The 24967-nt window shown below is 39.6% G+C and carries 27 protein-coding genes; all 27 read left to right on the top strand.

Going from position 1 to position 24967, the window contains the following annotated elements; genetic code table 11:
• The first annotated feature begins 1 nt into the window (after window position 1).
• The 27 genes from HPC67_RS01585 to pyrE all read left to right on the top strand — a co-directional run bounded on the left by HPC67_RS01585 (window position 2) and on the right by pyrE (window position 24882).
• Window positions 2–1375: a UDP-N-acetylmuramoyl-tripeptide--D-alanyl-D-alanine ligase gene (locus HPC67_RS01585; RefSeq protein ID WP_217585686.1), complete on the top strand. Its 1374-nt coding sequence runs from the start codon at window positions 2–4 to the stop codon at window positions 1373–1375.
• An 80-nt stretch (window positions 1376–1455) separates the two neighbouring features.
• Window positions 1456–2397, top strand: coding sequence for a phospho-N-acetylmuramoyl-pentapeptide-transferase (gene mraY, locus HPC67_RS01580; protein ID WP_246569657.1), 942 nt, complete (start codon window positions 1456–1458; stop codon window positions 2395–2397).
• Window positions 2394–3740, top strand: coding sequence for a UDP-N-acetylmuramoyl-L-alanine--D-glutamate ligase (murD, locus tag HPC67_RS01575; protein WP_217585684.1), 1347 nt, complete (start codon window positions 2394–2396; stop codon window positions 3738–3740). Before mraY ends, murD begins: the two co-directional genes overlap by 4 nt.
• 118 nt (window positions 3741–3858) lie before the next feature.
• A complete protein-coding gene (spoVE, locus tag HPC67_RS01570) occupies window positions 3859–4926 on the top strand; it encodes a stage V sporulation protein E (RefSeq protein WP_217586223.1) in 1068 nt (355 codons plus the stop codon).
• 176 nt (window positions 4927–5102) lie between these two features.
• On the top strand, window positions 5103–5876 hold the full coding sequence (locus tag HPC67_RS01565) for a cell division protein FtsQ/DivIB (RefSeq protein ID WP_217585683.1): 774 nt from the start codon (window positions 5103–5105) through the stop codon (window positions 5874–5876).
• 215 nt (window positions 5877–6091) lie between these two features.
• Window positions 6092–7366 (top strand): cell division protein FtsA, encoded by a 1275-nt coding sequence (ftsA, locus tag HPC67_RS01560; RefSeq protein WP_217585682.1) that lies wholly within the window; start codon window positions 6092–6094, stop codon window positions 7364–7366.
• Between the two features lie 96 nt (window positions 7367–7462).
• Window positions 7463–8584 (top strand): cell division protein FtsZ, encoded by a 1122-nt coding sequence (gene ftsZ, locus HPC67_RS01555; protein ID WP_217585681.1) that lies wholly within the window; start codon window positions 7463–7465, stop codon window positions 8582–8584.
• Window positions 8585–8817: 233 nt separating this feature from the next.
• Window positions 8818–9738, top strand: a complete 921-nt coding sequence (gene spoIIGA / locus HPC67_RS01550; RefSeq protein ID WP_217585680.1) for a sigma-E processing peptidase SpoIIGA — start codon at window positions 8818–8820, stop codon at window positions 9736–9738.
• Window positions 9739–9762: 24 nt separating this feature from the next.
• Window positions 9763–10482, top strand: a complete 720-nt coding sequence (gene sigE, locus HPC67_RS01545) for an RNA polymerase sporulation sigma factor SigE (RefSeq protein WP_217585679.1) — start codon at window positions 9763–9765, stop codon at window positions 10480–10482.
• A 122-nt stretch (window positions 10483–10604) separates the two neighbouring features.
• A complete protein-coding gene (sigG, locus tag HPC67_RS01540; RefSeq protein ID WP_217585678.1) occupies window positions 10605–11384 on the top strand; it encodes an RNA polymerase sporulation sigma factor SigG in 780 nt (259 codons plus the stop codon).
• A 236-nt stretch (window positions 11385–11620) separates the two neighbouring features.
• Complete coding sequence (locus tag HPC67_RS01535) at window positions 11621–11884, top strand: YlmC/YmxH family sporulation protein (RefSeq protein ID WP_425514292.1); 264 nt, start codon at window positions 11621–11623, stop codon at window positions 11882–11884.
• A 218-nt stretch (window positions 11885–12102) separates the two neighbouring features.
• Window positions 12103–12936, top strand: coding sequence for a peptidoglycan editing factor PgeF (pgeF, locus tag HPC67_RS01530; protein WP_246569573.1), 834 nt, complete (start codon window positions 12103–12105; stop codon window positions 12934–12936).
• On the top strand, window positions 12933–13610 hold the full coding sequence (locus HPC67_RS01525; RefSeq protein WP_281417486.1) for a YggS family pyridoxal phosphate-dependent enzyme: 678 nt from the start codon (window positions 12933–12935) through the stop codon (window positions 13608–13610). The genes pgeF and HPC67_RS01525 overlap by 4 nt, the downstream gene beginning before the upstream one ends.
• Before the next feature lie 20 nt (window positions 13611–13630).
• Window positions 13631–14062 (top strand): cell division protein SepF, encoded by a 432-nt coding sequence (locus tag HPC67_RS01520; RefSeq protein ID WP_217585675.1) that lies wholly within the window; start codon window positions 13631–13633, stop codon window positions 14060–14062.
• The gene (locus HPC67_RS01515) at window positions 14063–14344 is read left to right on the top strand and encodes a YggT family protein (protein WP_217585674.1); all 282 of its coding nucleotides are present in this window, start codon (window positions 14063–14065) and stop codon (window positions 14342–14344) included.
• Window positions 14345–14352: 8 nt separating this feature from the next.
• Window positions 14353–15126 carry a YlmH family RNA-binding protein gene (locus HPC67_RS01510; RefSeq protein ID WP_343327784.1) on the top strand — a complete coding sequence of 258 codons (774 nt, stop codon included), beginning with the start codon at window positions 14353–14355 and terminating at the stop codon, window positions 15124–15126.
• A gap of 99 nt (window positions 15127–15225) precedes the next feature.
• Entirely contained in the window at window positions 15226–15744 is a 519-nt protein-coding gene (locus HPC67_RS01505; RefSeq protein ID WP_217585672.1) for a DivIVA domain-containing protein, read from the top strand.
• 310 nt (window positions 15745–16054) lie between these two features.
• Window positions 16055–16525: a signal peptidase II gene (gene lspA, locus HPC67_RS01500; protein WP_217585671.1), complete on the top strand. Its 471-nt coding sequence runs from the start codon at window positions 16055–16057 to the stop codon at window positions 16523–16525.
• On the top strand, window positions 16522–17436 hold the full coding sequence (locus HPC67_RS01495) for an RluA family pseudouridine synthase (RefSeq protein ID WP_217585670.1): 915 nt from the start codon (window positions 16522–16524) through the stop codon (window positions 17434–17436). Before lspA ends, HPC67_RS01495 begins: the two co-directional genes overlap by 4 nt.
• Window positions 17437–17616: 180 nt before the next feature.
• A complete protein-coding gene (gene pyrR / locus HPC67_RS01490; RefSeq protein ID WP_217585669.1) occupies window positions 17617–18159 on the top strand; it encodes a bifunctional pyr operon transcriptional regulator/uracil phosphoribosyltransferase PyrR in 543 nt (180 codons plus the stop codon).
• A 160-nt stretch (window positions 18160–18319) separates the two neighbouring features.
• Complete coding sequence (locus HPC67_RS01485) at window positions 18320–19720, top strand: uracil-xanthine permease family protein (protein ID WP_217585668.1); 1401 nt, start codon at window positions 18320–18322, stop codon at window positions 19718–19720.
• A gap of 2 nt (window positions 19721–19722) precedes the next feature.
• Entirely contained in the window at window positions 19723–20664 is a 942-nt protein-coding gene (locus tag HPC67_RS01480) for an aspartate carbamoyltransferase catalytic subunit (protein WP_217585667.1), read from the top strand.
• Entirely contained in the window at window positions 20603–21898 is a 1296-nt protein-coding gene (locus tag HPC67_RS01475) for a dihydroorotase (protein ID WP_217585666.1), read from the top strand. The genes HPC67_RS01480 and HPC67_RS01475 overlap by 62 nt, the downstream gene beginning before the upstream one ends.
• Window positions 21879–22661, top strand: a complete 783-nt coding sequence (locus HPC67_RS01470) for a dihydroorotate dehydrogenase electron transfer subunit (RefSeq protein ID WP_246569572.1) — start codon at window positions 21879–21881, stop codon at window positions 22659–22661. Before HPC67_RS01475 ends, HPC67_RS01470 begins: the two co-directional genes overlap by 20 nt.
• Window positions 22661–23596, top strand: a complete 936-nt coding sequence (locus HPC67_RS01465) for a dihydroorotate dehydrogenase (protein ID WP_217585665.1) — start codon at window positions 22661–22663, stop codon at window positions 23594–23596. Before HPC67_RS01470 ends, HPC67_RS01465 begins: the two co-directional genes overlap by 1 nt.
• Window positions 23571–24284: an orotidine-5'-phosphate decarboxylase gene (pyrF, locus tag HPC67_RS01460; protein ID WP_217585664.1), complete on the top strand. Its 714-nt coding sequence runs from the start codon at window positions 23571–23573 to the stop codon at window positions 24282–24284. Before HPC67_RS01465 ends, pyrF begins: the two co-directional genes overlap by 26 nt.
• A complete protein-coding gene (pyrE, locus tag HPC67_RS01455) occupies window positions 24268–24882 on the top strand; it encodes an orotate phosphoribosyltransferase (RefSeq protein ID WP_217585663.1) in 615 nt (204 codons plus the stop codon). Before pyrF ends, pyrE begins: the two co-directional genes overlap by 17 nt.
• The last annotated feature ends 85 nt before the right edge of the window (window positions 24883–24967 follow it).

The raw sequence follows: 24967 nt of genomic DNA, 5'->3' as shown, positions 1-24967 counted from the left end.
CATGTTATTTACAACACAATGGGTTTCTACAGTTTTGCCAGAACATGCAGGTGTAGCAACCGATCAAATTCCAATTGAACACATTACAACTAATAGTAAGCAAAAACTTTCCAAATCCTTATTCATTCCAATTGTTGGTGAGCGTTTTGATGGGCATGATTTTATAAAGGAAGCGTTTGATAACGGCGCAATTGCAGCTGTTTGGGACAAGAAAAAAGAGCGTCCACGTTTTTTGCCGACAGACTTTCCATTATTTTACACGGACGATACGACCTTTGCATTACAGCAACTCGCAGCTGCATATAGACGTGATGTCGATCCAATTGTTGTTGGGATTACCGGTTCAAACGGAAAAACATCGACAAAGGATATGGTTGCTGCAATTGGCAAAACAAGTTACCGCACGCATCATACACTTGGTAATTTCAACAACTTAATTGGATTACCACTGACCATTTTGTCAATGCCAAGCAATACGGAATTGCTCGTCCTTGAAATGGGGATGGATCGATTCGGCGAAATTGAACAACTGTCTAATATATCCAAGCCAGATATCGCTATTATTACGAATATCGGAGAATCACACTTGGAGTTTCTTGGTTCTAGGGAGGGGATTGCTAAAGCTAAGGTCGAAATCTTGAGCGGTCTTCATGAAAACGGTGCGTTAATTATAGATGGCGATGAACCACTTCTGGCACAGACAAAAGATCTACGTCGTAAGGTGGTCACATGCGGTTTGAGCACATCCAATCAATTTACAGTATCCAATGTACAGATCGAGCCTCATCAAACACGATTTACCGTTAATCAAAATGACCACTATACCATTCCTTTGTTAGGAAAGCATCATGCGGTAAACGCTACATATGCCATTCAAGTGGGAAAACTGTTAAAGGTGGATGACAGCAACATTAATCGTGCATTGGCTCATTTAGAATGGACTGCAATGCGCTTTGAAATTATGAAAGGGACAGGTGGTGCATCCATTATTAATGATGCCTACAACGCGTCGCCGACATCAATGAAAGCAGCAATTGATGTCGTTCAAGCTATGCAAGGCTATCAGAACAAAATTCTCGTTCTTGGTGACATTTATGAACTTGGACCAGATTCGCTGGAGCTGCATCGTTCTGTTGTGGACCATATAGATGAAGCCTATTTTACGGCTGTGTTTACAATTGGAAAAGATGCAAGTGCTATTGCAGATGAACTTCATCAGCGTTATCCATCCTTTAAAGCCATACATGTTGAAGAAAAATATGATATTATTAATGATCTAAAGCCTTATTTACAAGAAGACAGCCTTATATTATTTAAAGCATCACGTGGTATGCAATTTGAAACCCTTATTGAAAGGTTGATCAATCCATCCTAACGTTGTGGGCGGTTGTCGTACAAGGAGGAAATACAGTGAACATATATACACACATTATAACAATTACAATTGCATTTCTTATGACCGTCCTGATTTCACCAATCTTCATTCCATTTTTACGACGTTTAAAATTTGGGCAGAGCATTCGTGAAGAGGGACCTAAATCTCATTTGAAAAAAACCGGAACACCGACAATGGGAGGCATTATGATCGTCATTAGTGCCTTAGTGACAACCGTAGTTATGACGTATAAATTAGTGCCGGGCGCGATTGGGTATGAGTTCTGGTTACTTTTGTTCGTAATGCTCGGTTATGGACTACTCGGTTTTATGGACGATTTTATTAAAGTGGCAATGAAACGTAACCTGGGCTTAACGTCAAAGCAAAAAATGCTTGGCCAAATTGCAATTGCGATTATTTTTTATGTCATTTTAATGAGGTATGAGTTTTCTACTGTTATTCACATCCCAGGTACAGAGCTCCAATGGGATTTAGGCTGGGGCTATTTACTGCTCGTTATTTTAATGCTTGTTGGGGGATCAAACGCCGTGAATTTAACCGATGGACTAGATGGGTTGCTCGCAGGTACGGCTGCCATTGCTTTTGGGGCATTTGGTATTTTAGCAGCGTATAGTCAATCTGCCCCTGAGACGGTTATTTTTGCTTTGGCTATTGTCGGCGCCTTACTTGGGTTTCTAGTGTTTAACGCCCATCCCGCCAAAGTGTTTATGGGGGATACAGGATCTCTTGCACTCGGAGCCGCAATTGCTAGTATTGCTATCTTAACAAAGATGGAAATCTTACTTGTCATTATCGGTGGGGTATTTGTCATCGAGACATTGTCTGTTATCATTCAAGTGATATCATTTAAAACAACAGGAAAGCGTGTCTTTAAAATGAGTCCGCTCCATCACCATTACGAACTACTCGGCTGGTCAGAGTGGCGTGTCGTTACGACGTTTTGGCTTGTTGGACTTGTTTTTGCCGCGTTAGGGGTTTATATCGAGGTGTGGTTAGGATGAGTTTTTTGAAGCATTTCCCATATAACAATATATTAGTGCTTGGGCTAGCTAAAAGTGGAACAGCAGCAGCCAAGCTTCTTTTACATGAGCATAAGCGGGTCAGAATAAATGAACTTAAACCAGAAAGTGACACCATATTGGATGAGCTCCAGCAAATGGGAGCTGAACTTGTTATTGGTTCGCATCCGATATCAGTTATAGATGATATTGATATCATTGTTAAAACGCCTGGTATTTCTTATGACCATCCAATACTTCTGGAGGCAATGGCACGCCAAATTCCGATTATTACCGAAATTGAAATTGCAAGCTTGTTGACGACAGGACCGATAATAGGGATAACCGGTTCAAATGGCAAAACGACAACGACGTCTCTTATTGGTGACATGCTGCGAGCAGATGGTCTTCAAGCAAAGGTAGCTGGTAATATCGGTGTGGCGGCAACGGAAACTGTCCAATCGATGACACCTGATGATCATCTTGTTTTAGAATTGTCCTCATTTCAACTGATGGGTACTCAAACGTTTAAGCCGAAAATTGCGGTCTTATTAAATTTATATGAAGCGCATTTAGATTATCATAAGACGTTTGAAAGCTATGTAGAAGCAAAAACGAGAATATTTAAAAACCAATCGGCTGATGATTATCTTGTATACAATGCTGACCATGCTAAAGTTAAAGAAGTCGTCCAACATGCTCATGCTTTATGTGTTCCTTTTTCGGCGACAGTGCCTCAGAAGGAAGGGGCGTGGGCAGATGAAAACACGATTTACTTTAAAGAAGAACGTATCATGTCTCGATCAGAAGTAGCGCTCGTTGGACATCATAACCTCGAAAATATTTTAGCAGCGGTTGCAGTTGCAAAGCTGGTTGGGGTTCATAACGCTTCTATCAAAAATATTTTAATGTCATTTACAGGCATTCGTCATCGTCTGGAATTTGTTGCGGATATTAACGGACGTCTCTATTATAATGATTCAAAAGCTACCAATATTCTTGCTGCTCAAAAAGCCCTTTCTGCTTTTGATAAACCAATTATTTGGCTAGCAGGGGGCTTAGAGCGTGGACAGTCATTTGATGAGTTGCTTCCGTTTATGAAGCATGTGAAGAGCGTTGTTGCTTTTGGTGAAACACAACAAAAGTTAATTGAACTCGCTCAACAGGCTGGAATTGAGCATGTTATTCCGGCAAAGGATGTTTCGGAAGCGGCCATAAAAGCGCATGATATGAGTGAGACAGGTGATGTCGTGTTATTGTCACCAGCTTGTGCGAGCTGGGATCAGTATCGCACGTTTGAGGAAAGAGGTGACATGTTTATACAAGCTGTGCATAGATTAATGTAGGGGCTTGTTTCGAGCATGTTATAACGATAAAGGATTCAGCCCCAATTCCGTTTACTTTGGAAAAGGGGTGTTTTTTTTGAAGTTAAAAAGCAATTCGAACTATGCACCAGATTATACAATGCTTGGTGCTATCATACTTCTTTTACTTATTGGGATCATTATGGTATTTAGTGCATCTTATATTTGGGCGGAATATAAATACGATGATGCATACTTTTATGTGAAGCGTCAACTTTTATTTATCGGTGCAGGTGTTGTGGCGATGGTCTTTATTATGAGAATTCCGTATACGTTGTTTAAAAAATACGCGAATCTCATATTGGTGCTTTGCTTTTTATTATTGCTTGTTGTGTTAATTCCAGGGATTGGTATTACACGTGGCGGTGCTCAAAGCTGGATTGGAGTCGGTGCATTTAGTATTCAACCTTCAGAATTTATGAAGCTCGGTCTAATTATTTTCTTAGCAGTATATTTATCTTCTAATCAAAAACATATGATGTCATTCACAAAAGGCTTTTTTCCGTCACTCATTCTTGTATTTACGGCATTTGGCCTGATTATGCTTCAACCAGATCTAGGTACAGGCGTTGTTCTCGTTTTAACGTGTATCGTTATGATTTACGCTTCTGGTGCCCGCTTGAGTCATTTTTTTGGACTTGGCATTGTCGGTGTAATTGGCTTTTTATTTTTAATTATATCGGCACCCTATCGAATCAGCCGTATTACTGCTTTTATAAATCCGTGGCAGGATCCTTTGGGGGATGGCTTCCAAATCATACAATCACTTTATGCAATAGGACCTGGGGGATTATTAGGTGTTGGACTAGGACAAAGTTTACAAAAATACTTTTACTTACCTGAGCCACAAACTGATTTTATTTTTTCGATTTTAGGAGAAGAGTTAGGTTTTATCGGTGGTACATTTGTCTTGTTGTTATTTGCAATTCTTTTCTGGCGGGGGATAAAAGTTACATTGCAAGCACCCGATATGTTCGGAACCTTTTTAGCTCTTGGTATTGTCTCTATGTTAACATTGCAAGTCATGATTAACATAAGTGTTGTTATTGGGCTCATTCCAGTAACGGGTATTACACTCCCTTTTTTAAGTTATGGGGGGTCGTCTTTGACACTAACATTATGCTCAGTCGGTATACTGTTAAATATAAGCAGATATACGAAAATATAGGAAACTTTACTAAACATAACTTATTTCCAAAAAAGGCGAAAACTGTATGACCTGGGTATATATATATGGCCCATATTATGATATAATTTAGATAATCAATCATGAAACGGCTTAAAAAGCGCCGTTTTCTTCTGTTTTTGCAAAAAATAGAACATTTACCTTAAAGGACGATATGAATGAGCAAAAAGAACATTGTATCGATTGAAGATCGAATACCTAAATTAAAACAGGCACGTAAAAAGAAAGCGAATCGCCGACTTATAACATACTTGACGATCTTCTTTTTGTTGGTTTCAGTAGTCGTTTATTTACAAACCCCTTTAAGCCATATTAAAACGATTCACGTTAGAGGCCATAACCAAGTTGCTCAATCGTCTATTATTCAGTTAAGTGGTTTGTCGACAGATATGAACATTTGGTCTGTTGATCTTACAGATGTTGAGAACACGATTACGGACAAGCCTGAGATTCGATCAGTAAAGGTGGAACGTGAACTACCCTGGACAATAAACATCCAAATAGATGAATTTGACCGAGTTGGTTACGTACATCAGGACAAGTCTTATATTCCACTTCTTGAAACTGGTGAACTCCTTTCGAAGGAAAAGTTAAAGCAACCTCATGGTGATGCGCCGCTTTTAATCGGCTTTCGTGATAGTGATGTAAGATACAACATGAGCCAACAATTAAAAGAACTACCAGCTAGTATAAGGCATTTAATATCGGAGATTCATTGGACGCCTGAGCCCGACAATAAAAACAAATTACGCCTTTACATGATCGATGGTTTTGTAGTTGAAGGAACAATTCGCAATTTCTCCGACCGTATGAAGGTGTATCCATCTATCGTTTCACAGCTTGCACCGGGTAGTAAAGGCATCGTCCATATCGGAGTTGGTGCTTATTTTGAAGCGTATGACCAAGAATTAAAAGATGAGCTTGAAGAATAAAAGAAATTGACGAATAAACTTCATTTCAAGGCGCATTTAAACGATAATATAAGAGATAATGTTTTTGGGCATAGAATTCTATATAAAATATTTTCTTTTTCATAAACTTCATTTACAATAATAGAATACAGTTAATGATATTAGGAAATACATGAGTTTAAATTGATTCTATGAAAAATATACGTGATGAGATGCTGACGCAGGAGGTGCCTTTTTTGAACAACGGTGAAGTACTAGTTAGTCTTGACATCGGTACATCAAAAGTAAAAGTAATAATTGGTGAAGTTTTAAATGATTCATTAAATATCATTGGTGTAGGAAGTGCCTCGTCAAATGGCATGAAAAAAGGGGCAATAGTAGATATTGATCAAACCGTACAGTCCATAAAGAGTGCGGTAGAACAGGCAGAACGAATGGTAGGCATGAGCATTGATAGCGTGATTGTTGGCATAAACGGCAGTCATATACAACTCCAGCCTTGTCACGGTGTTGTTGCCGTTCAAAGTGATAATCGTGAAATTGGAAATGAAGATGTGCAGCGTGTAATTGACGGTGCGCAGGTGATTTCCGTTCCCCCAGAACGTGAAATCGTTGATGTCATTCCAAAGCAATTCATTGTTGATGGCTTAGACGAGATCAATGATCCGAGAGGCATGATCGGTGTAAGGCTAGAAATGGAAGGAACCATTATTACATGCTCAAAGACCGTTCTGCATAACATTTTACGTTGTGTTGAGCGAGCAGGTCTTAAAATTACTGATATTTGCTTACAGCCACTTGCTGCCGGGACAATTGCCTTATCAAAAGATGAAAAAAACCTCGGGGTTGCTCTCATTGATATTGGTGGTGGATGCACAACCGTTTCCGTATTTGAGAACGATCATCTCGCAGCAACACGCGTGACACCACTCGGTGGTACAAATATTACAAAAGACATATCGATTGGATTAAGAACTTCAACAGATGAAGCAGAGGATATTAAATTGAATTATGGTCATGCGTTTTACGATGACGCGCGATCCGAAGAAGTTTTTGATGTTTCGGTAATTGGCAGTAATCATCGAGAAACACATAATCAATTAGAAATGGCAGATATTATCGAAGCCCGATTAGAAGAAATCTATTTATTTGCCAAGCAAGAAATTAGACGTATGGGTTATGATCAATTACCTGGTGGATTTGTGCTGACAGGTGGAACGATGAAAATGCCCGGCGTTCAAGAGCTTGCTCAAGCCGTTCTCCAATCGAATATTCGCATTGCCATTCCAGATTACATAGGTGTGAGAGAACCACAGTATACAGCTGGTGTCGGCATCTTGCAATTTGCTTATCATAATGCGAAAATACAAGGCAAAGACTTATTTCCAGCAGTCATAATTAATCATGCTGAAGGTAAGCCGAAACGCAAGAAAGTAAAACAACAATCTGCTGACAATGCACAGCCTAAAGAAAAACGCATTGCTAATCTATTTAAATACTTTTTCGATTAATGAGACGTTCTGCATTAAAATGCTGTAAGTCTTCATTGCTCAACTTAATCAACAAAGAACACGCTTGTGATTTTGCATAATAGGAGGAACAAAGATATGTTGGAGTTCGATACAAATTCAGATCAATTGGCTACAATAAAAGTGATCGGTGTAGGTGGCGGCGGCAGTAATGCTGTAAATCGCATGATTGAACACGGTGTCGAGGGCGTTGACTTTATTGCAGTTAACACAGATGCTCAGGCTCTCAATCTATCAAAAGCAGAAGTAAAGCTGCAAATAGGAGATAAACTCACACGTGGTTTAGGTGCTGGTGCAAACCCAGAAGTCGGGAAAAAAGCAGCTGAAGAAAATCGAGAACAAATTGAAGATACACTTCAAGGTGCAGATATGATATTTGTAACTGCCGGTATGGGCGGTGGTACAGGTACAGGTGCAGCTCCTGTCATTGCTGAAATTGCAAAAGAGCAAGGTGCATTAACAGTCGGTGTTGTAACACGTCCTTTTTCCTTCGAAGGCAAAAGAAGATCCACACAAGCGGTCTCAGGAATAGAAGCCTTAAAAAACAGTGTCGATACATTAATTGTCATTCCAAATGACCGTTTACTGGAGATTGTTGATAAAAACACACCAATGCTCGAAGCATTCCGTGAAGCAGACAATGTCCTGCGTCAAGGTGTCCAAGGCATTTCTGATTTAATTGCCAAGCCAGGTCTTATCAATGTTGACTTCGCTGATGTGAAAACGATCATGTTTGATAAGGGCTCGGCACTTATGGGAATTGGTGTTGCAACTGGCGAAACACGTGCTACAGAGGCAGCAAAGAAGGCCATTTCTTCACCACTATTAGAAACATCAATTGATGGTGCTCATGGTATATTAATGAATATTACAGGTGGCACGAACTTGAGTTTATTTGAAGTTCAAGAAGCGGCAGACCTGGTAACATCAGCAGCAGATGATGAAGTGAATGTGATCTTTGGATCAGTGATTAACGAGAATCTAAAAGACGAGATTGTAGTCACTGTTATTGCAACAGGCTTTGATGAAAGTAAAAAGACTGTCCAGCCTTCAAAGCAACGATCATTTCAACATCAACAACATGCGGCAACACGTGAAGAAGTTGATGAAACGGGGGGACAAGCAAAGCAAACACCGGTACATGATGATGATACGCTTGATATCCCTACCTTTTTAAGGAATCGAAATCGATCCCGATAAATGATAATCGAACGAAAAAGCAATTGGCTATTAAAGTCAATTGCTTTTTTTTGTTTATTTTTTTATGTTTCATAGTTTTAAAGCAACCGACATACTTATTGATAAGTCGTCTAAATTAGTAGGCATTCACATACAAATTGTGACAGACTTTGCTTTAATGCTTGGATATACTCTACTATAACGCAAAAGAAAAAGACAGATGTGGTGTTTAATAGGATAGAAGGGAGATTAAGGTGACAATTTATCTTGATGCCATCTGGCTATTGAACTTTTTGCTGGATTGGATGCTATTAATGCTAACACAATCACTAGCCCGAGACGGAACACATAAGGTAAGAGTTATGGTGGGAGCAATTGTTGCTTCAATGATTGTCCCAGTCTCCCTTTTTTATCCAGACTCATTTTTGACGACATTATTTGGTAAAGCTCTGTACTCTGTTTGGATAATTTTAGTCGCATTTCGTTTCAAAAATGTGTATCAAACAGTTAAATGTTTACTGTTATTTTATTTTACAACGTTTACAATCGGAGGTGGTTTGATTGCTTTGCATTTTTTGCTCCAAAGTCCTATAGAGCAATCTCCTGGCGGGGTGTTAACAATGACGGAAGGATTTGGCACTCCAATTAGCTGGGTGTTTGTCGTGATTGGCTTTCCTATCGTTTGGCTGTTTACAAAACTACGTATGGACGGGCAAGCGAGTGATAACATCCGCTATGAGCAATTCGTCTCGGTGACGATGGAATTACAGGGGACACGTTTATCAACAACGGCTTTAATTGACAGTGGTAATCAACTTGTTGATCCGCTTACAAACTATCCAGTCATTATAGGTGATGAATATTTTATGCGGCAATGGTTTAGCGAACCGGAATGGCAAGCGCTAAAAGATGCGTCAAGCTCACATCAGTTGGCTAATATCCCTATAAGCATACAAGATCGGTTATACTTCGTACCGTATCAAGGTGTAGATGGCAAGCGGATGTTAATGCTTGCAATCAAACCAGATCAGCTGCTTGTTGAATATGAAGGACAAACGTTCGTTACCAAAAAGGTTCTAATTGGTCTTCAGTTTGCTGAATTAACGCGAGATCAATCCTATCATTGCTTACTTCATCCACTCGTTTTGCATTTTGCAACTGTTAAATCGGCATAAGGCATAGAAAGGAGCGAAATCATTTTGAAATTGTGGAAGCTACGTTTACGTTTGTGGTGGTATAAGCTACTCATAAAGCTGGGCTTTAAGCCAAAAGAAGTCTATTATATTGGAGGTAGTGAAGCGTTACCACCTCCCTTATCTAAAGAAGAAGAACATCAGTTATTGACATTGCTCCCTCAAGGAGATGAATCGGCACGTTCTATGTTGATTGAACACAATTTACGTCTCGTCGTTTATATTGCTAGAAAGTTTGAAAACACCGGCATTAACATAGAGGACTTAATAAGTATTGGTACAATAGGCCTTATAAAAGCAGTCAATACCTTTGATCCGGAGAAAAAAATAAAATTAGCGACATATGCATCAAGATGTATAGAAAATGAGATTTTAATGTATTTGCGTCGAAACAACAAAACAAAATCAGAGGTGTCTTTTGATGAACCGTTGAACATTGATTGGGATGGCAATGAATTATTATTATCAGATGTTCTAGGTACAGAAGAAGATATTACGACGAGAGAACTCGATGTGACGGTTGATAAAGACCTTCTAAAGAGATCTCTGTCAACGTTATCCGATCGTGAAAAACAAATTATGGAGCTGCGTTTCGGATTAATTGGGAATGAGGAACAAACACAAAAAGCGGTTGCTGATATGCTTGGCATTTCTCAATCATATATTTCAAGGCTAGAAAAAAAGATCATAAGCAGGCTGCAAAAAGAATTTAACAAAATGGTTTAGCCTTTATTTCAAGCCGGTTTAACGACAATTGATACGTTGTCACGACATATATGCATTGCATAAAATAACTCCCTCCCGGAGATACTGTCCATGAACAGCATGAGGAACTGGGAGGGCAGAACATGTCGAGACATAAAGTTGAAATATGTGGTGTGGATACATCAAAATTGCCGGTACTTAAAAATGAGGAAATGAGAAAATTGTTTGTAAAGATGCAGAACGGTGATTTATCTGCAAGGGAAGAATTAGTCAATGGAAACCTACGTCTCGTCTTAAGCGTTATTCAACGCTTTAACAATCGTGGTGAATACGTTGATGATTTGTTTCAAGTTGGCTGCATTGGCTTAATGAAGTCCATAGACAACTTTGACTTAAGTCATAATGTTAGGTTTTCCACTTATGCCGTACCTATGATTATTGGAGAAATTCGCCGATATTTAAGGGATAATAATCCAATTCGCGTGTCAAGATCATTACGTGACACCGCTTATAAAGCCTTGCAAGTTCGGGAGAGGCTGATCGGCAAAACATCAAAAGAACCAACAGCTATGGAAATTGCTGAGGAAATGGGTATTCCGCATTCAGAAATTGTTTTTGCCCTTGATGCCATACAAGATCCGGTATCATTACATGAGCCGATATACAATGATGGCGGTGATCCAATTTATGTGATGGATCAATTGGGAGATGAAAAAGAAAAAGATTCAAGCTGGGTAGACAAGCTGTCTCTTAAAGAAGGAATGCATCGTTTAAACGAACGGGAAAAAATGATTTTAAACAAACGCTTTTTTCAAGGAAAAACACAAATGGAAGTTGCAGATGAAATTGGCATTTCTCAAGCACAGGTCTCGCGGTTGGAAAAAGCGGCAATTGAACAAATGAATAAACAAATGTTTGAATAAGGTTTTAATAATCCCGATGCATCATGACATTTAATATGTTGGTTTTACAGACGGTTTAGCAGATAACTTTAATTTGCCATTGTAAATGTATCATTTACTTAAAAAGGTTGACCGTCGCAATATTAACTAGAAGTAAGGCAGGCATTATGTCTGCCTTATTTTTATTTCTCTCAGTCAATAATAGCGCTACTTTGACATGCATATACATGTAAAAAAAAGGTAGGTGTGGATCATTGGTGCTATTATCAGAATTACAAATCAAAGAAGTTATTATCGTTGAGAATGGAACGAGACTTGGACATATTTCTGATTTAGAAATAAATGAGCAAACTGGTCGAATTGTTGCCCTCATTCTCTATCATAAAAAAAGTGGTGTATTCGGTAAAGCAGAGGAAATTGTAATACCGTGGAATCATATTGTTACGATAGGTTCAGATGTTATTCTAATTCATGAAGCACATAACCCTGATCTTTATCCAAAACCACTCTTACTCGAATAAACTCTTAAATTAGGTTGAATAAAACGTTTAAGGACATGAACACATCACCACTCATAATCCATTGTATCTGGTTTAACGTTGGCTATGTAGTTCTGTTCTTTATTTTGGATCAATCAACACAGAATCCGTTTTCAGAATTACACGACATAAAATCACATACGAAAACAGTTCAAAATATGGTAAAATAAAAAGAAATGTGTTGTGAGGGTGGTGAAATGATGAACACCTTTATAAAGCAACGTAGTCATTTCCTAGAACTTAATCAATGGCAGCAGATTGCGCCATCATTAAGAGCGGGATTTACGACGAGATATGGTGGTTATGGAGAAGCCCCATATGATACGTTTAATCTTGGTTTTCACGTTGGTGATGATCGATCAACGGTTATTAAAAATCGCTCATTACTTGCTGATAAAATTATGATGCCACTTGATAACTGGGTTGTTGGAGAACAGGTTCATGGAAATGAGATCGCGTACGTAAATGCTTCTGACAAAGGGAAAGGTGCATTTTCTTTAGAAACTGCTAAGACGGGTGTCGATGGATTGATGACAGATACAAGGGGTATTTTATGCGCAGCGTTTTTTGCAGATTGTGTCCCGTTGTTTTTTTTCGATCCTAAAACGTCTCGTGTTGGAATAGCACATGCTGGCTGGAAAGGAACTGTTAATGAAATTGCCGGAAAAATGGTAGAACGATTCTCACGTACTGGTTCAAATGTTAACGATTTACGCGTCACAATCGGTCCTGCTATTTCACAAGATGTATATGAGGTCGATGACCGTGTGATTCAACATATACCGAGTGATTTCATTATAAAAACTGTGAAACAAACGAAAGATGGGCATGGTATGCTGGACTTGAAGCAGTTAAATATGGAAATCCTTTTAAAATATGGCGTTTTACGTCATAATGTAGATATTATACAACATTGTACATTTCAGGAAGATCATTTGTTCTTTTCGCATAGAAGAACGGGTGGTCAAACAGGTCGAATGTTAGGGTATATTGGCTTTTTAGCTAATGATAATACAGGAGGAATAGACGGTTGACAAGTGTAGTACACAATTTAGAAGCAATTCACAATAAAATGCGGCACGCTTGTGAACGAAGCGGGCGCCAACTCAACGATATTACAATTATCGGTGTGACAAAATATGCTACAATAGAGCGAACAGAAGAAGCAATCAATGCTGGTATTTCTCACATTGGTGAAAACCGTCTTGAGGGCTTTTTGAAAAAATATGAAGCGATTCAATCACAAGTGGGCTGGCATTTCATCGGCACTCTCCAATCAAGGAAGGTGCGCGATATCGTTAACAAAGTCACAGCGATTCATTCTTTGGACAGACTGTCGCTCGCTCAAGAGATCAATAAACGAGCAGAAGAACCTGTCGAATGTTTTGTTCAAGTGAATGTCAGTGGTGAAGCATCAAAGCACGGTCTAGCCGTTGGTGAAACGGAGGAATTCATACAAAAGTTGTCTGCATTTGAGCATATTAAAGTGATCGGCTTGATGACAATGGCCCCTTATACCGATCATACTGATGATATACGCCGTCAATTTCGAGCTTTAGCAGATCTTAAAAGAACGATCGAAGCAAAACAATGGTCACATGCACCGTGTCATAATTTATCAATGGGAATGAGCAATGATTATGATATTGCAATCGAAGAAGGGGCAACGCATATTAGACTCGGTACGTGTTTGTTAGGCCCTTCGTAAAAGAAAGCAGGTGAAAGAATATGAGCTTAAAAACTAAATTTAAAAGCTTGTTTACAGTCGATGATGAATATGAATATGTTGAAGGCGACGAGGAATTAGATACATATGGCTCACAAGATGACGGAAGACCTGATAATGTCGTTAATTTAAAGAGCATGCAACAACCAACTTCGAAAGTTGTTCTGTGTGAACCTCGGACATATAGTGAGGTTCAGGAAATCGCAGATCACGTTGTTAATAGACGCGCTGTTGTGGTAAACCTTCAACGCGTTAATCACGATGAGGCGAAGCGTATTGTCGATTTTTTGAGTGGGACAGTTTATGCAGTTAATGGCGTTATTCAAAAGCTCGGTACAGAAACATTTCTTTGTACACCAAATAATATTAATGTTTCTGGCACAATCTCTCAATCTTTCCAGAATAATGACGATAATATAAAAGGATGGTCATAAATGTTTTTATTAGATACGATTTTTAGTTTATTGGACACGGCAATGGGGCTTTATAGCTTTGCCATTATCATTTATGTGTTTATGTCGTGGATTCCAGGTTCTCGCGAAACATCAATTGGTGTTTTCTTTGCGAAAATTGTTGAGCCTTACATGGAAATTTTTAGAAAGTTCATCCCACCGCTCGGTATGATTGACCTTTCACCAATCGTGGCGATTTTTGTTTTAGTTTTAGCGAGACAAGGACTCCATAATTTATCTTACATGTTTGTTGTTGTGATGTAAGGATGGATATGTACCAGCATTTTCGAAAGGATGAGCATCCTTTTATCGATCAGGTTATGTCATGGCGTACGAAGGTGGAAAAGCAATTTCAACTTAAGCTAACGGACTTTCTTGATCCAAGAGAGCAGGATATCATTAAGACGCTTGTTGGGACAGACTATGATGATCTTCAGTTGGAGCTTTATGGTGGCCATCGTTATGCTGAACAAAAGCGGGCCATTATTGCACCATTTTATGAAACGATATCGAATGAGGATTTTGAGGTTGTTTTATTACAAGCCTCTTTTCCTGAACAATTCGTGTCCCTCTCACATCGTGATGTCTTGGGCGCTTTTTTATCACTTGGACTCAAACGACATAAACTTGGTGACATTATCGTTGGCGATGGTCAGTTTCAAATGGTCGTAACAGCTGATATTAGTCCTTTTGTCACAGCGCAGCTCACGAAAGTCAAGCATGCTAAAATTCAACTTCACGAAAAGCCATTTGCAGATGTTTTACAAAAACAGCAGGATTGGATTGAGCATCATCATGTTGTCTCTTCTCTACGGCTTGATGTCGTTTTAAAGGAAATCTACAATTTATCACGATCTAAATCAGCCGATTATATTAAAAGTGGTCTCGTGAAAGTTAATTTTAAACAGGTCGATCATGTAGCCTTTTTATTGCAGGAGGGAGATATGATTTCCGTGCGTGGAAAAGGTCGAAGTAAACTAATGACTGTTAATGGCCAAACCAAAAAAGAAAAATGGAAAATAAACACAGCACTATTACAGTCATGATATGAAACAAGATGTTTTTCCCAGAAACATAATGATTTTAGTCGAATGTACGTTATAATATAATTGTATGTTTGAAAATTTGTACGAGGAGGGTTCTGAATGCCACTATCACCGTTGGATATTCATAATAAAGAGTTTGCAAGAGGGTTTAGAGGGTATGATGAGGATGAGGTTAATGAGTTTCTCGATCAAATCATAAAAGACTACGAAATCGTTATTAGAGAAAAGAAAGAGCTTCAAGAACGAGTGGATCAAATGAAAGAAAAGCTTGGTCATTTTACGAACATTGAGGAAACGCTTAACAAATCAATATTAATTGCCCAAGAAACGGCTGAAGAACTTAGAGGCAATGCTCAAAAAGAATCCAAGCTCATCATTAAAGAAGCTGAAAAGAACGCAGATCGAATTATAAACGAATCATTAAATAAATCTCGTCGAATTGAAATAGAAGTAGAAGAACTCAAAAAACAAGCAAAGGTGTTCAGGACACGTCTTAAGATGCTTGTAGAAGCACAACTAGATATGATCGATACAAATGACTGGGATCATTTATTTGGGGAAGTAATGGGTGAAGATCACGAGACGTCAGAGGAAGATACTGAATCACCTGCATATTAAAATATACATATATGCCTTGTTGGATTCCTAAGCATTCTGGTGAAGGATAAAGTCGTTGTATTTTAGAAAAACAATTGTTCTAATGCGTTGTAGTAGATCTAACATGTAAAAAACCTCTCATTCCCATCAAGGGTGAGAGGTTTTTTTGTTCATCATGTAATGGTCCGATAGGGTTGGTAATCAATTTGTGTTGTAAGTCAAAATCGTGTGTGTAAGCGAATTGAGCATTGAAAAACAACTGATAAAAGTATAATATGGATAAAGGCCCATTCGAATAAAACTGGGCAAAGATGCTAACGGAGGACAAAACATGTATTGGTATTATCTATTAGCAATCATTATGGTTGGTTTTGACCAATTGACGAAATGGATTATCGTTAAAGAGATGGAACTGTATGAACAGATTACTGTCATTGATCAATTCTTTTTTATTACATCACATCGAAATAAAGGTGCAGCTTGGGGTATACTAGAAGGACAAATGTGGTTCTTTTATATTATAACGGCGATCGTTATCGTTGCCATTGTATATTATATGCAAAAATATGGTCGTGACAGTAAGCTGTTATCCGTCGCACTGAGTTTAATTCTTGGTGGTGCGATAGGGAATTTTATTGATCGTCTCTTTCGTAAAGAGGTTGTAGACTTTTTAGATTTTATTATTTTTAACTATGATTATCCTATTTTTAATGTGGCAGATTCCTCTTTAGTTGTTGGGGTTATTCTCGTAATTATTGCTACATTTATTGACGAAAAGAAGAAAGGAAAGACACAAAATTGACTTCTTCCTATGAACATATCGTGACAGAGGCTGACGTACATATACGAATTGATAAGCTTCTTGTCAACATTCTGCCTGAACTTTCACGATCACAAATACAATCCTGGATTCAAGATGGGCATGTAACTGTTAATGAAAACAGTGTCAAGGTAAATTATAAGTGTAAAATCGGTGATGTCATAAAATGGACTGAACCGAAAGAAGATGTTTTGATCATTGAACCAGAACCAATACCGTTAAACATCGTATATGAGGATGATGACTTACTTGTTGTCAATAAGCCGCGTGGTATGGTTGTACATCCTTCTGCAGGACATATGAGTGGGACTTTGCTCCATGCGCTTCTTCACCATACATCAAAGCTGTCCACAATAAATGGTGAGCATCGCCAAGGCATCGTTCATCGAATTGATAAAGATACGAGTGGCTTGCTCCTTGTTGCTAAAAATGATGAAACTCATATGGGCTTGGCTCAGCAGTTAGCAGACAAAACAGTCAATAGACGTTATGAAGCGATTGTACATGGTATCATCGATCATGAAACAGGCTTAATTGATGCCCCAATTGCCCGTGATCCGAAGAACCGACAAAATATGGCCGTTGTAGATGATGGTAAACATGCAATAACGCATTTTCATGTGCTGGAACGTTTTAATACGTTTACACATATTGAAGCCCGGCTTGAAACAGGTCGAACACATCAAATTAGAGTTCATATGAAATATATCGGGCACCCTGTTGCGGGTGATCCAAAATATGGTCCACGTAAAACATTGCAAATTGGTGGACAAGCACTTCACGCTAAGATTATTGGCTTTACACACCCTAAAACAGGGGAGTGGCTACAGTTTGAAGCTGATGTTCCCGAATACTTTAAAGAATTACTGGAGAAACTGCCGAATATGTATTGACATATGTGACGACGTTTGGCATAATAAGTGCAATCAAATAAAGCTCCTTTAATTAAGTCCAGAGAGGCTCATAAGGAACGGATGTCATGACGATGATATAATCCCAACCCTTTTATGCCTTTATGGCGAAAAGGGTTTTTATGTTCTACGAATGTGCGACTTTAAAAGTGGGGTGAAAGCTTGCGTAAAAAAACAGAGATTCTTGATGAACCTGCTATTAATAGGGCGTTAACTCGGATGGCACATGAAATCTTAGAAAAAAATGAAGGTGGCGAGTCAATTGTGCTCGTCGGTGTCAAGACGAGAGGGGCTCCATTAGCCCGCAGATTGCAAAACAAGATTAAACAGATTGAAGGCATCGACGTGCCAATTGGTGAACTCGATATTACGCTTTACCGCGATGACCTAGAAAAGGTTGTTGAAAGTGGCGAACCGGAGCTTAAGGAGACACAAGTACCTGTCGACATTACGGACAAGCGCGTCATATTAATTGATGACGTCCTTTACACAGGCCGTACAGTTCGAGCTGCAATGGACGCTGTTATGGATTTGGGCCGACCAGCATGGATTCAGTTAGGTGTCTTGATTGACCGGGGGCACCGTGAGCTTCCCATTCGAGCAGATTATGTCGGTAAAAACATTCCGACCTCTGACAAGGAAGTGATCGTCGTTCACTTAAATGAAATCGACGATCGAGAACATGTCTCTATATATGAAAAATAAAATATCATAAAGACTTTTAATTAAATCCAGAGAGGTTTAAAAAGTCGTTCGAGCAAGCGCACAAGCATGATCTATGCCTGTTGCGTCTACCTCTTTGCGACTTTTTGCAAAGAGGTTTTTTGTTTGGCGGCAAACACTAATTGACTAAGGGGAAATCGATATGAAACAAACACAGATGGTTATGGATGTCCGTGACATCCCAAATATTAGACAATGGATTTTGCTTAGCATTCAACATTTGTTTGCTATGTTTGGCTCGACAATACTCGTTCCTTATTTGACGGGCTTATCACCAGCAGTTGCGCTCGTATCAAGTGGAACTGGGACACTCGCTTATCTTCTCATTACAAAAGGGAGAATTCCAGCATACCTCGGTTCTAGCTTTGCATTTATTGCACCGATTCAAAGTGCAATGCTCGCAACTGGACCAGGAGGTGTCATGGTTGGAAGCTTTCTAGCTGGTCTTGTATATGGTTTTGTTGCGTTATTCATTCGCTTCCTAGGGCTCAAATGGTTAATGCGCGTATTACCTCCGATTGTAGTAGGACCTGTTATCATGGTCATCGGTCTTGGGCTCGCAACGACAGCTGTTGACATGGCGATGTACATTCCAGGCTTAGATGAACACGTATATAGCAGTACACATTTTAGTGTTGCGCTTGTGACGTTGGCAATTGCGGTTATTGCAACGATCTTCTTTAAAGGTTTTTTTGGACTCATCCCAATTTTAATTGGCATCATTGGTGGTTATGTGTATGGTCTCATGCGAGGAATTGTGGACACATCAGGAATCGTTGCACAATGGCATAATCTCACATCAGCAGACTCAGTCGGGAGCTTTTTTGGAGCATTGTTCCAAATGCCAGACTTCATTATTCCGTTTGTTGATTACTCACCATTCGATGTTTTTAATACAGGCATTGTCATTTTAATGGTGCCTGTTGCACTTGTGACGATTGCCGAACATATTGGTGATCAGATGGTTTTATCTAAAATTGCCGGTCGCAACTTCCTAGAGAAACCAGGTCTACACCGTTCCATTCTAGGAGACGGGGTTGCAACGATCGTTGCATCTATGCTAGGAGGACCACCGAATACAACGTATGGTGAAAATATTGGTGTTCTATCCATTACGAGAGTGTTTAGTGTATTTGTTGTTGGAGGCGCAGCTGTTATCGCAATTATGTTTGGATTCGTCGGTATTTTTACGGAGCTCATTAGCTCTATTCCAACTGCTGTAATGGGCGGTGTATCTATCCTGTTATTTGGTATTATCGCATCAAACGGATTACGGATGCTCGTTGACAACCAAGTGGATTTAAACGATAACCGGAACCTGATTATTGCATCTGTTATCCTCATCATCGGAATTGGAGGTGCCTTTATTAACATTAAAATTCAAGATACGAGCATCATGGTTGAAGGTATGGCTTTAGCTGCCATCATTGGTGTTATGTTGAATCTGCTGCTGCCTGGTAAGGAAAGTGGTTATGGTAATGGCTTGATGTTTGGTCAAAGTGATTCGGATTGTGAGAACAATCCAATGGGGGAGCGTGAATAACAATGAAGCATTTTATGTCTGTGGAACAATTGTCAATGGTAGATATTCAGTCAATTTTGGAGAAATCGCATGATTTGAGACAAACAACATGCCATATAAACCAACGAGTATTTGCTGCGAATTTATTTTTCGAGCCAAGTACACGGACAAAAATGAGCTTTGTCGTTGCTCAGAAAAAATTAGGAATGGACGTGCTCGATTTTAATGAAGGCCATTCAAGCGCACAAAAAGGTGAATCACTTTATGACACAATGAAAACTTTTGAAGCAATCGGAACCAATCTTCTTGTTGTTCGCCATCCTGATAGTGCATGGTTCAATGCATTTACTCATAATATGTCAATTCCGATTATTAATGGGGGTGCTGGGAAATCCGAGCACCCAACACAGTCGATGCTCGATCTGGATACGATTTACCAAGAATTTGGTCGCTTCGATAATTTAGATGTCGCGATCATTGGTGACATTAAACATAGTCGTGTCGCACGAAGTAATGCAAAAGTGCTTGATAAGCTAGGTGCTCATGTATATTTATGTGCGCCTCCAGGGTTAGCTGACGACACTTTAGATTTTCCTTATATTCCGATCGATGAAGCGGTAGAAAATTGTGACGTCGTGATGCTGTTGCGTATCCAGCATGAACGACATCATGAGTTAAGTCATACAAATCAGTACCTAGAGCAATATGGTTTAACAAAGAGCCGTGAACAAAAGATGAAGCCTCATGCAATTATTATGCATCCAGCACCTGTTAATCGAGGTGTGGAGATCGACTCAGACTTAATTGAATGTCGACGATCAAGAATTTTTCAGCAAATGTCTAACGGGGTGCCAATCAGAATGGCCATTATGATAAAACTATTACAGGAATGGGGAATGATCTATGACAATACGATTGAAAAACGCCAGCATTTTATCGGCGGACAACGACTTGGTGCAGTCTGATTTATGGATTAAAGACGGTGAAATTATAGATATAAGCACGCAGAAAACTGCCTCAGTTGATCAAACGATAGATTGTCATGGGAAATTATTATTACCAGGCCTGATAGATGTCCATGTCCATTTGAGAGAACCAGGTGGTGAGCATAAGGAGACGATTGAAACCGGAACTCGAGCTGCTGCTAGAGGTGGCTTTACGACAATATGTGCCATGCCGAATACTCAGCCTGTACCAGACCATGTTGAACACGTTAAAAACTTACAAGCGTCTATTGATCAAAATGCAATTGTACGTGTATTTCCATATTGCGCCATAACGAAAGATCTTAAAGGTGAACAACTAACAGATATGACGGCATTAAAAGAGCAGGGCGCATTCGCCTTTACAGATGACGGTGTTGGCATTCAGACTTCTGATATGATGCTACAAGCGATGAAAAATGCAGCTGCACTCGACATGCCAATCGTTGCCCACTGTGAGGACAACTCGATTGTTTATGGCGGAGTTGTCCATGATGGGGAAGTAGCCCAACGACTCCAGCTGCCAGGCTTACCAGCTTTAAGTGAAGCTGTACAAATTGCACGAGATGTTCTTTTAGCTGAAAAAACAGGCTGTCACTATCATGTGTGCCATGTAAGTTCTAAAGAATCGGTTAGAGTGATTCGTGACGCTAAAAAAGCTGGAATCCATGTAACAGCTGAAGTCACGCCACATCATCTATTGCTTAATGAAACAGACATTCAAACGGATGATCCCAATTTTAAAATGAATCCGCCATTAAGAAGTCAAGCTGATCAAGCCGCACTCCTTGAAGGACTTCGTGATGGCACAATTGACTTTATTGCAACTGACCATGCGCCACACGCTGCAAATGAAAAAGAACGTGGATTTATAAAAGCGCCATTTGGAATCGTTGGTTTAGAAACAGCATTTCCATTGCTGTATACGCATCTTGTGAAAAGGAACTTATTAACATTAAGAGAGTTAGTGGATGCCATGACGATTAAGCCTGCACACGTGTTTCAATTGCCGTACGGTAAAATTGAAAAAAATAGTGTTGCTGACCTGGTGTTAATTGATCTTGACGATACATATGACATCGATAGAGACGAATTTGCATCTCTTGCAAAGAACACCCCATTCCAGAAATGGGCGGTATTTGGCCGGACGTTGTGGACGATGGTTGGAGGAGAAATTGTATATGAGGGGATACATCATGGTACAACAACAAAATGATTCATCTCATAAGCTGGTACAAAATAAAATGCTCCAGGTTTGTTCTGTTCGATCAATTGCTATGGATACGTTCGAAATGATCCTTTCACACCCTTCTGTAAAAGACGTGCATCCTGGCCAGTTTTTAAATCTTGTGATAGATGGTCATATGCTGCCAAGACCGATTTCTATTGCAGATGTTGATATTGAAAAAGGTACGCTAACGATTTTATTTAAAGTCATTGGAGCTGGGACGCGAAAACTATCTTATTGTCCTTCTGGTTCTTTAATTGAAGCATTTGGTCCCATTGGAAATGGATTTACGCTTGATGCGCGCCCAAACGCACACATATTACTTATAGGTGGAGGAATTGGTGTACCACCGCTCTATTATTTAGGAAAAACATTAAAGGCCGAGGGGCATACAATTACGTCAATCCTCGGTTTTCAATCAAAGGACTATGTATTTTATGAAGCGGAATTTTCTGAGTTGGGTCGAACGATTGTTGTAACCGATGATGGCTCTCAAGGACAGAAAGGTTATGTTACAAGTGTACTAGATGATATTCCTGCTTTTGATCGTTATTATTCATGCGGCCCAACTGCTATGCTACGTTCGGTATCTGATGCATTAGCTGAAACTGAAGGCTATTTGTCACTTGAAGAACGAATGGCCTGTGGTGTAGGCGCTTGTATGGCATGCATTATTTCTAGTCAAGATGGTCGTTATAAAAAAATATGTTCAGACGGACCAGTTTTTTCGGCTAAGGAGGTCATTCTATAATGGATCGATTAGCAGTAGAACTACCTGGCCTACATCTTAAAAATCCTGTCATGCCTGCTTCAGGTTGTTTCGGTTTTGGTAGAGAATATAGTCAATTTTATGATCTGTCTATTTTAGGAGGCATCATGATCAAATCAGCAACGGGCAGTGAACGGATCGGAAATCCAACACCGCGTGTGGCAGAGACGCCGATGGGGATGCTTAACGCGATTGGACTGCAAAATCCTGGTGTTGAGGAGATTATTGCAAACGAGTTACCTTTTCTTGCTAACTATGATACAGAAATCATTGCCAATGTCGCAGGGGGAACGATAGATGAGTATGAAGCCGTAGCTCGGGCGTTTAATGAAACAGACGTTGTATCAGCACTAGAATTAAACATTTCCTGTCCGAATGTTAAAGAAGGTGGCATCCAATTCGGGACAGATCCCTTTATGGCTGCCAAGGTGACTGAAATTGTTAAAAAAGCCAGTAATAAACCCGTTTATGTCAAGCTTTCTCCGAATGTAACAGATATCGTTCAAATGGCAACAGCTGTAGAAGCTGCTGGTGCTGATGGTTTGTCAATGATTAATACACTTACAGGGATGCACATTAATTTAGAGACAAGACGACCGCTATTAGCCAATCAAATCGGTGGTTTATCAGGTCCTGCCATTAAGCCTGTAGCAATAAAAATGATCTATGAAGTGAGTCAGCATGTAGCTATTCCGATTATCGGAATGGGAGGCATTATGACGGCTGACGATGTACTTGAATTTCTTCTAGCAGGTGCAAGTGCGGTAGCTGTTGGTACAGCAAACTTTGCGAATCCTGTCGTTTGCCCGGAAATTATAGTTGATTTACCTAATGTTTTGGATCGCTATCACTTTACAACAGTTCGAGAGGCGATTGGAAAGGGGCTTCCTAATGGAAAACATTTACTTAGCACTTGATTTCGCAAGCTGGAGAGAGGCGTCAGCATTTCTTGATACAAACCAAATGAATAACATTCCTGTTAAGGTCGGTATGGAGCTTTTTTATCGCGAAGGGCCATCTGTCGTAAATCATTTAAAAGATAGAGGTCATCCGGTTTTTTTGGACTTAAAACTCCACGATATTCCAACAACCGTTAAAAAAGCTATGAAAAACATTGCTCAGCTAGGAGTAGATTTAGTGACAATTCACGCCTCAGGTGGTAGTGACATGATAAAGCAAGCAAAAGAAGGGCTCATTCTCGGCTCGGACATGACATCTATTCCTAAATTAATTGCCGTAACAGTGCTCACATCGATAGACGAGGACATGATGAAAGACGAATTCGCGATCGATCAATCTATTGAGCAACGCGTCAATACTTTGGCGACATTAGCCTATGGGAATGGGGCAGATGGGGTCGTTTGCTCTGTAAACGAAGCAAAGGTCATTAAATCGTCTGTCACATCTGAATTGCTTACAGTGACTCCGGGGATTAGGTTGATTGAGAATGACAATGATGATCAAGTTAGAGTCGCAACACCAGGGGACGCTCGTGCAAACGGTGCTGATATCTTAGTCGTAGGGCGTACAATTACACAAGCCCAAGATCCCCGTGCAGCTTATGAACGTGTAATGGAGGAATGGTCAAATGGAAAAACATATTGAGATTGCAAAAGAATTACTTAACATACAAGCCGTACAAATTAACCCCGAACACTATTTTACGTGGACATCTGGTATTAAGTCCCCAATTTATTGCGATAATCGTCTAATTATGGCTTATCCCGAACTCAGACAAAAAGTTGTCGATGCTTGGATAGATCAAATACGTCAGATGGATATCGGACCTGATGTTATAGCAGGATGTGCGACAGCCGGCATACCTCACGCAGCATGGCTTGCGGATAAATTGAATTTGCCAATGGTTTATGTGAGGTCTGAAGCGAAAAAGCATGGGAAAGGCAATCAAATCGAAGGTCTTATCTCAGAAGGACAGCGTGTTATCCTCATAGAGGACTTGATATCGACGGGGAAATCGTCAATCAATGCGGCGAAAGCACTTGAGCATGCTGGTGCAAACGTGATTGGCGTTCAAGCAATCTTTAGTTATGGTTTACAATCAGCTCAAGACAATTTTTCTAAAGCGCCTCTTACGTATCAATCAATTACGGGATTCAATGCGTTAGTTGATCTTTTAGAAAAAGAAGGTCAAATAGATACAAAGCAAAAAGAGGCATTGATGGACTGGCAACGCACATTATAACGTGTAAACACGGGCAACAGAATAACCTGGATATATATGGTATACTAGATTAAGTATGGAAACATGATATAAAAAGGGTGCCTTC

Source organism: Lentibacillus saliphilus (genome assembly GCF_019093865.1).
GTDB lineage: Bacteria > Bacillota > Bacilli > Bacillales > Amphibacillaceae > Lentibacillus_B > Lentibacillus_B saliphilus.
Note: the sequence above shows the minus strand (reverse complement) of the source record. Positions and strands in the feature narration are given on the sequence as shown.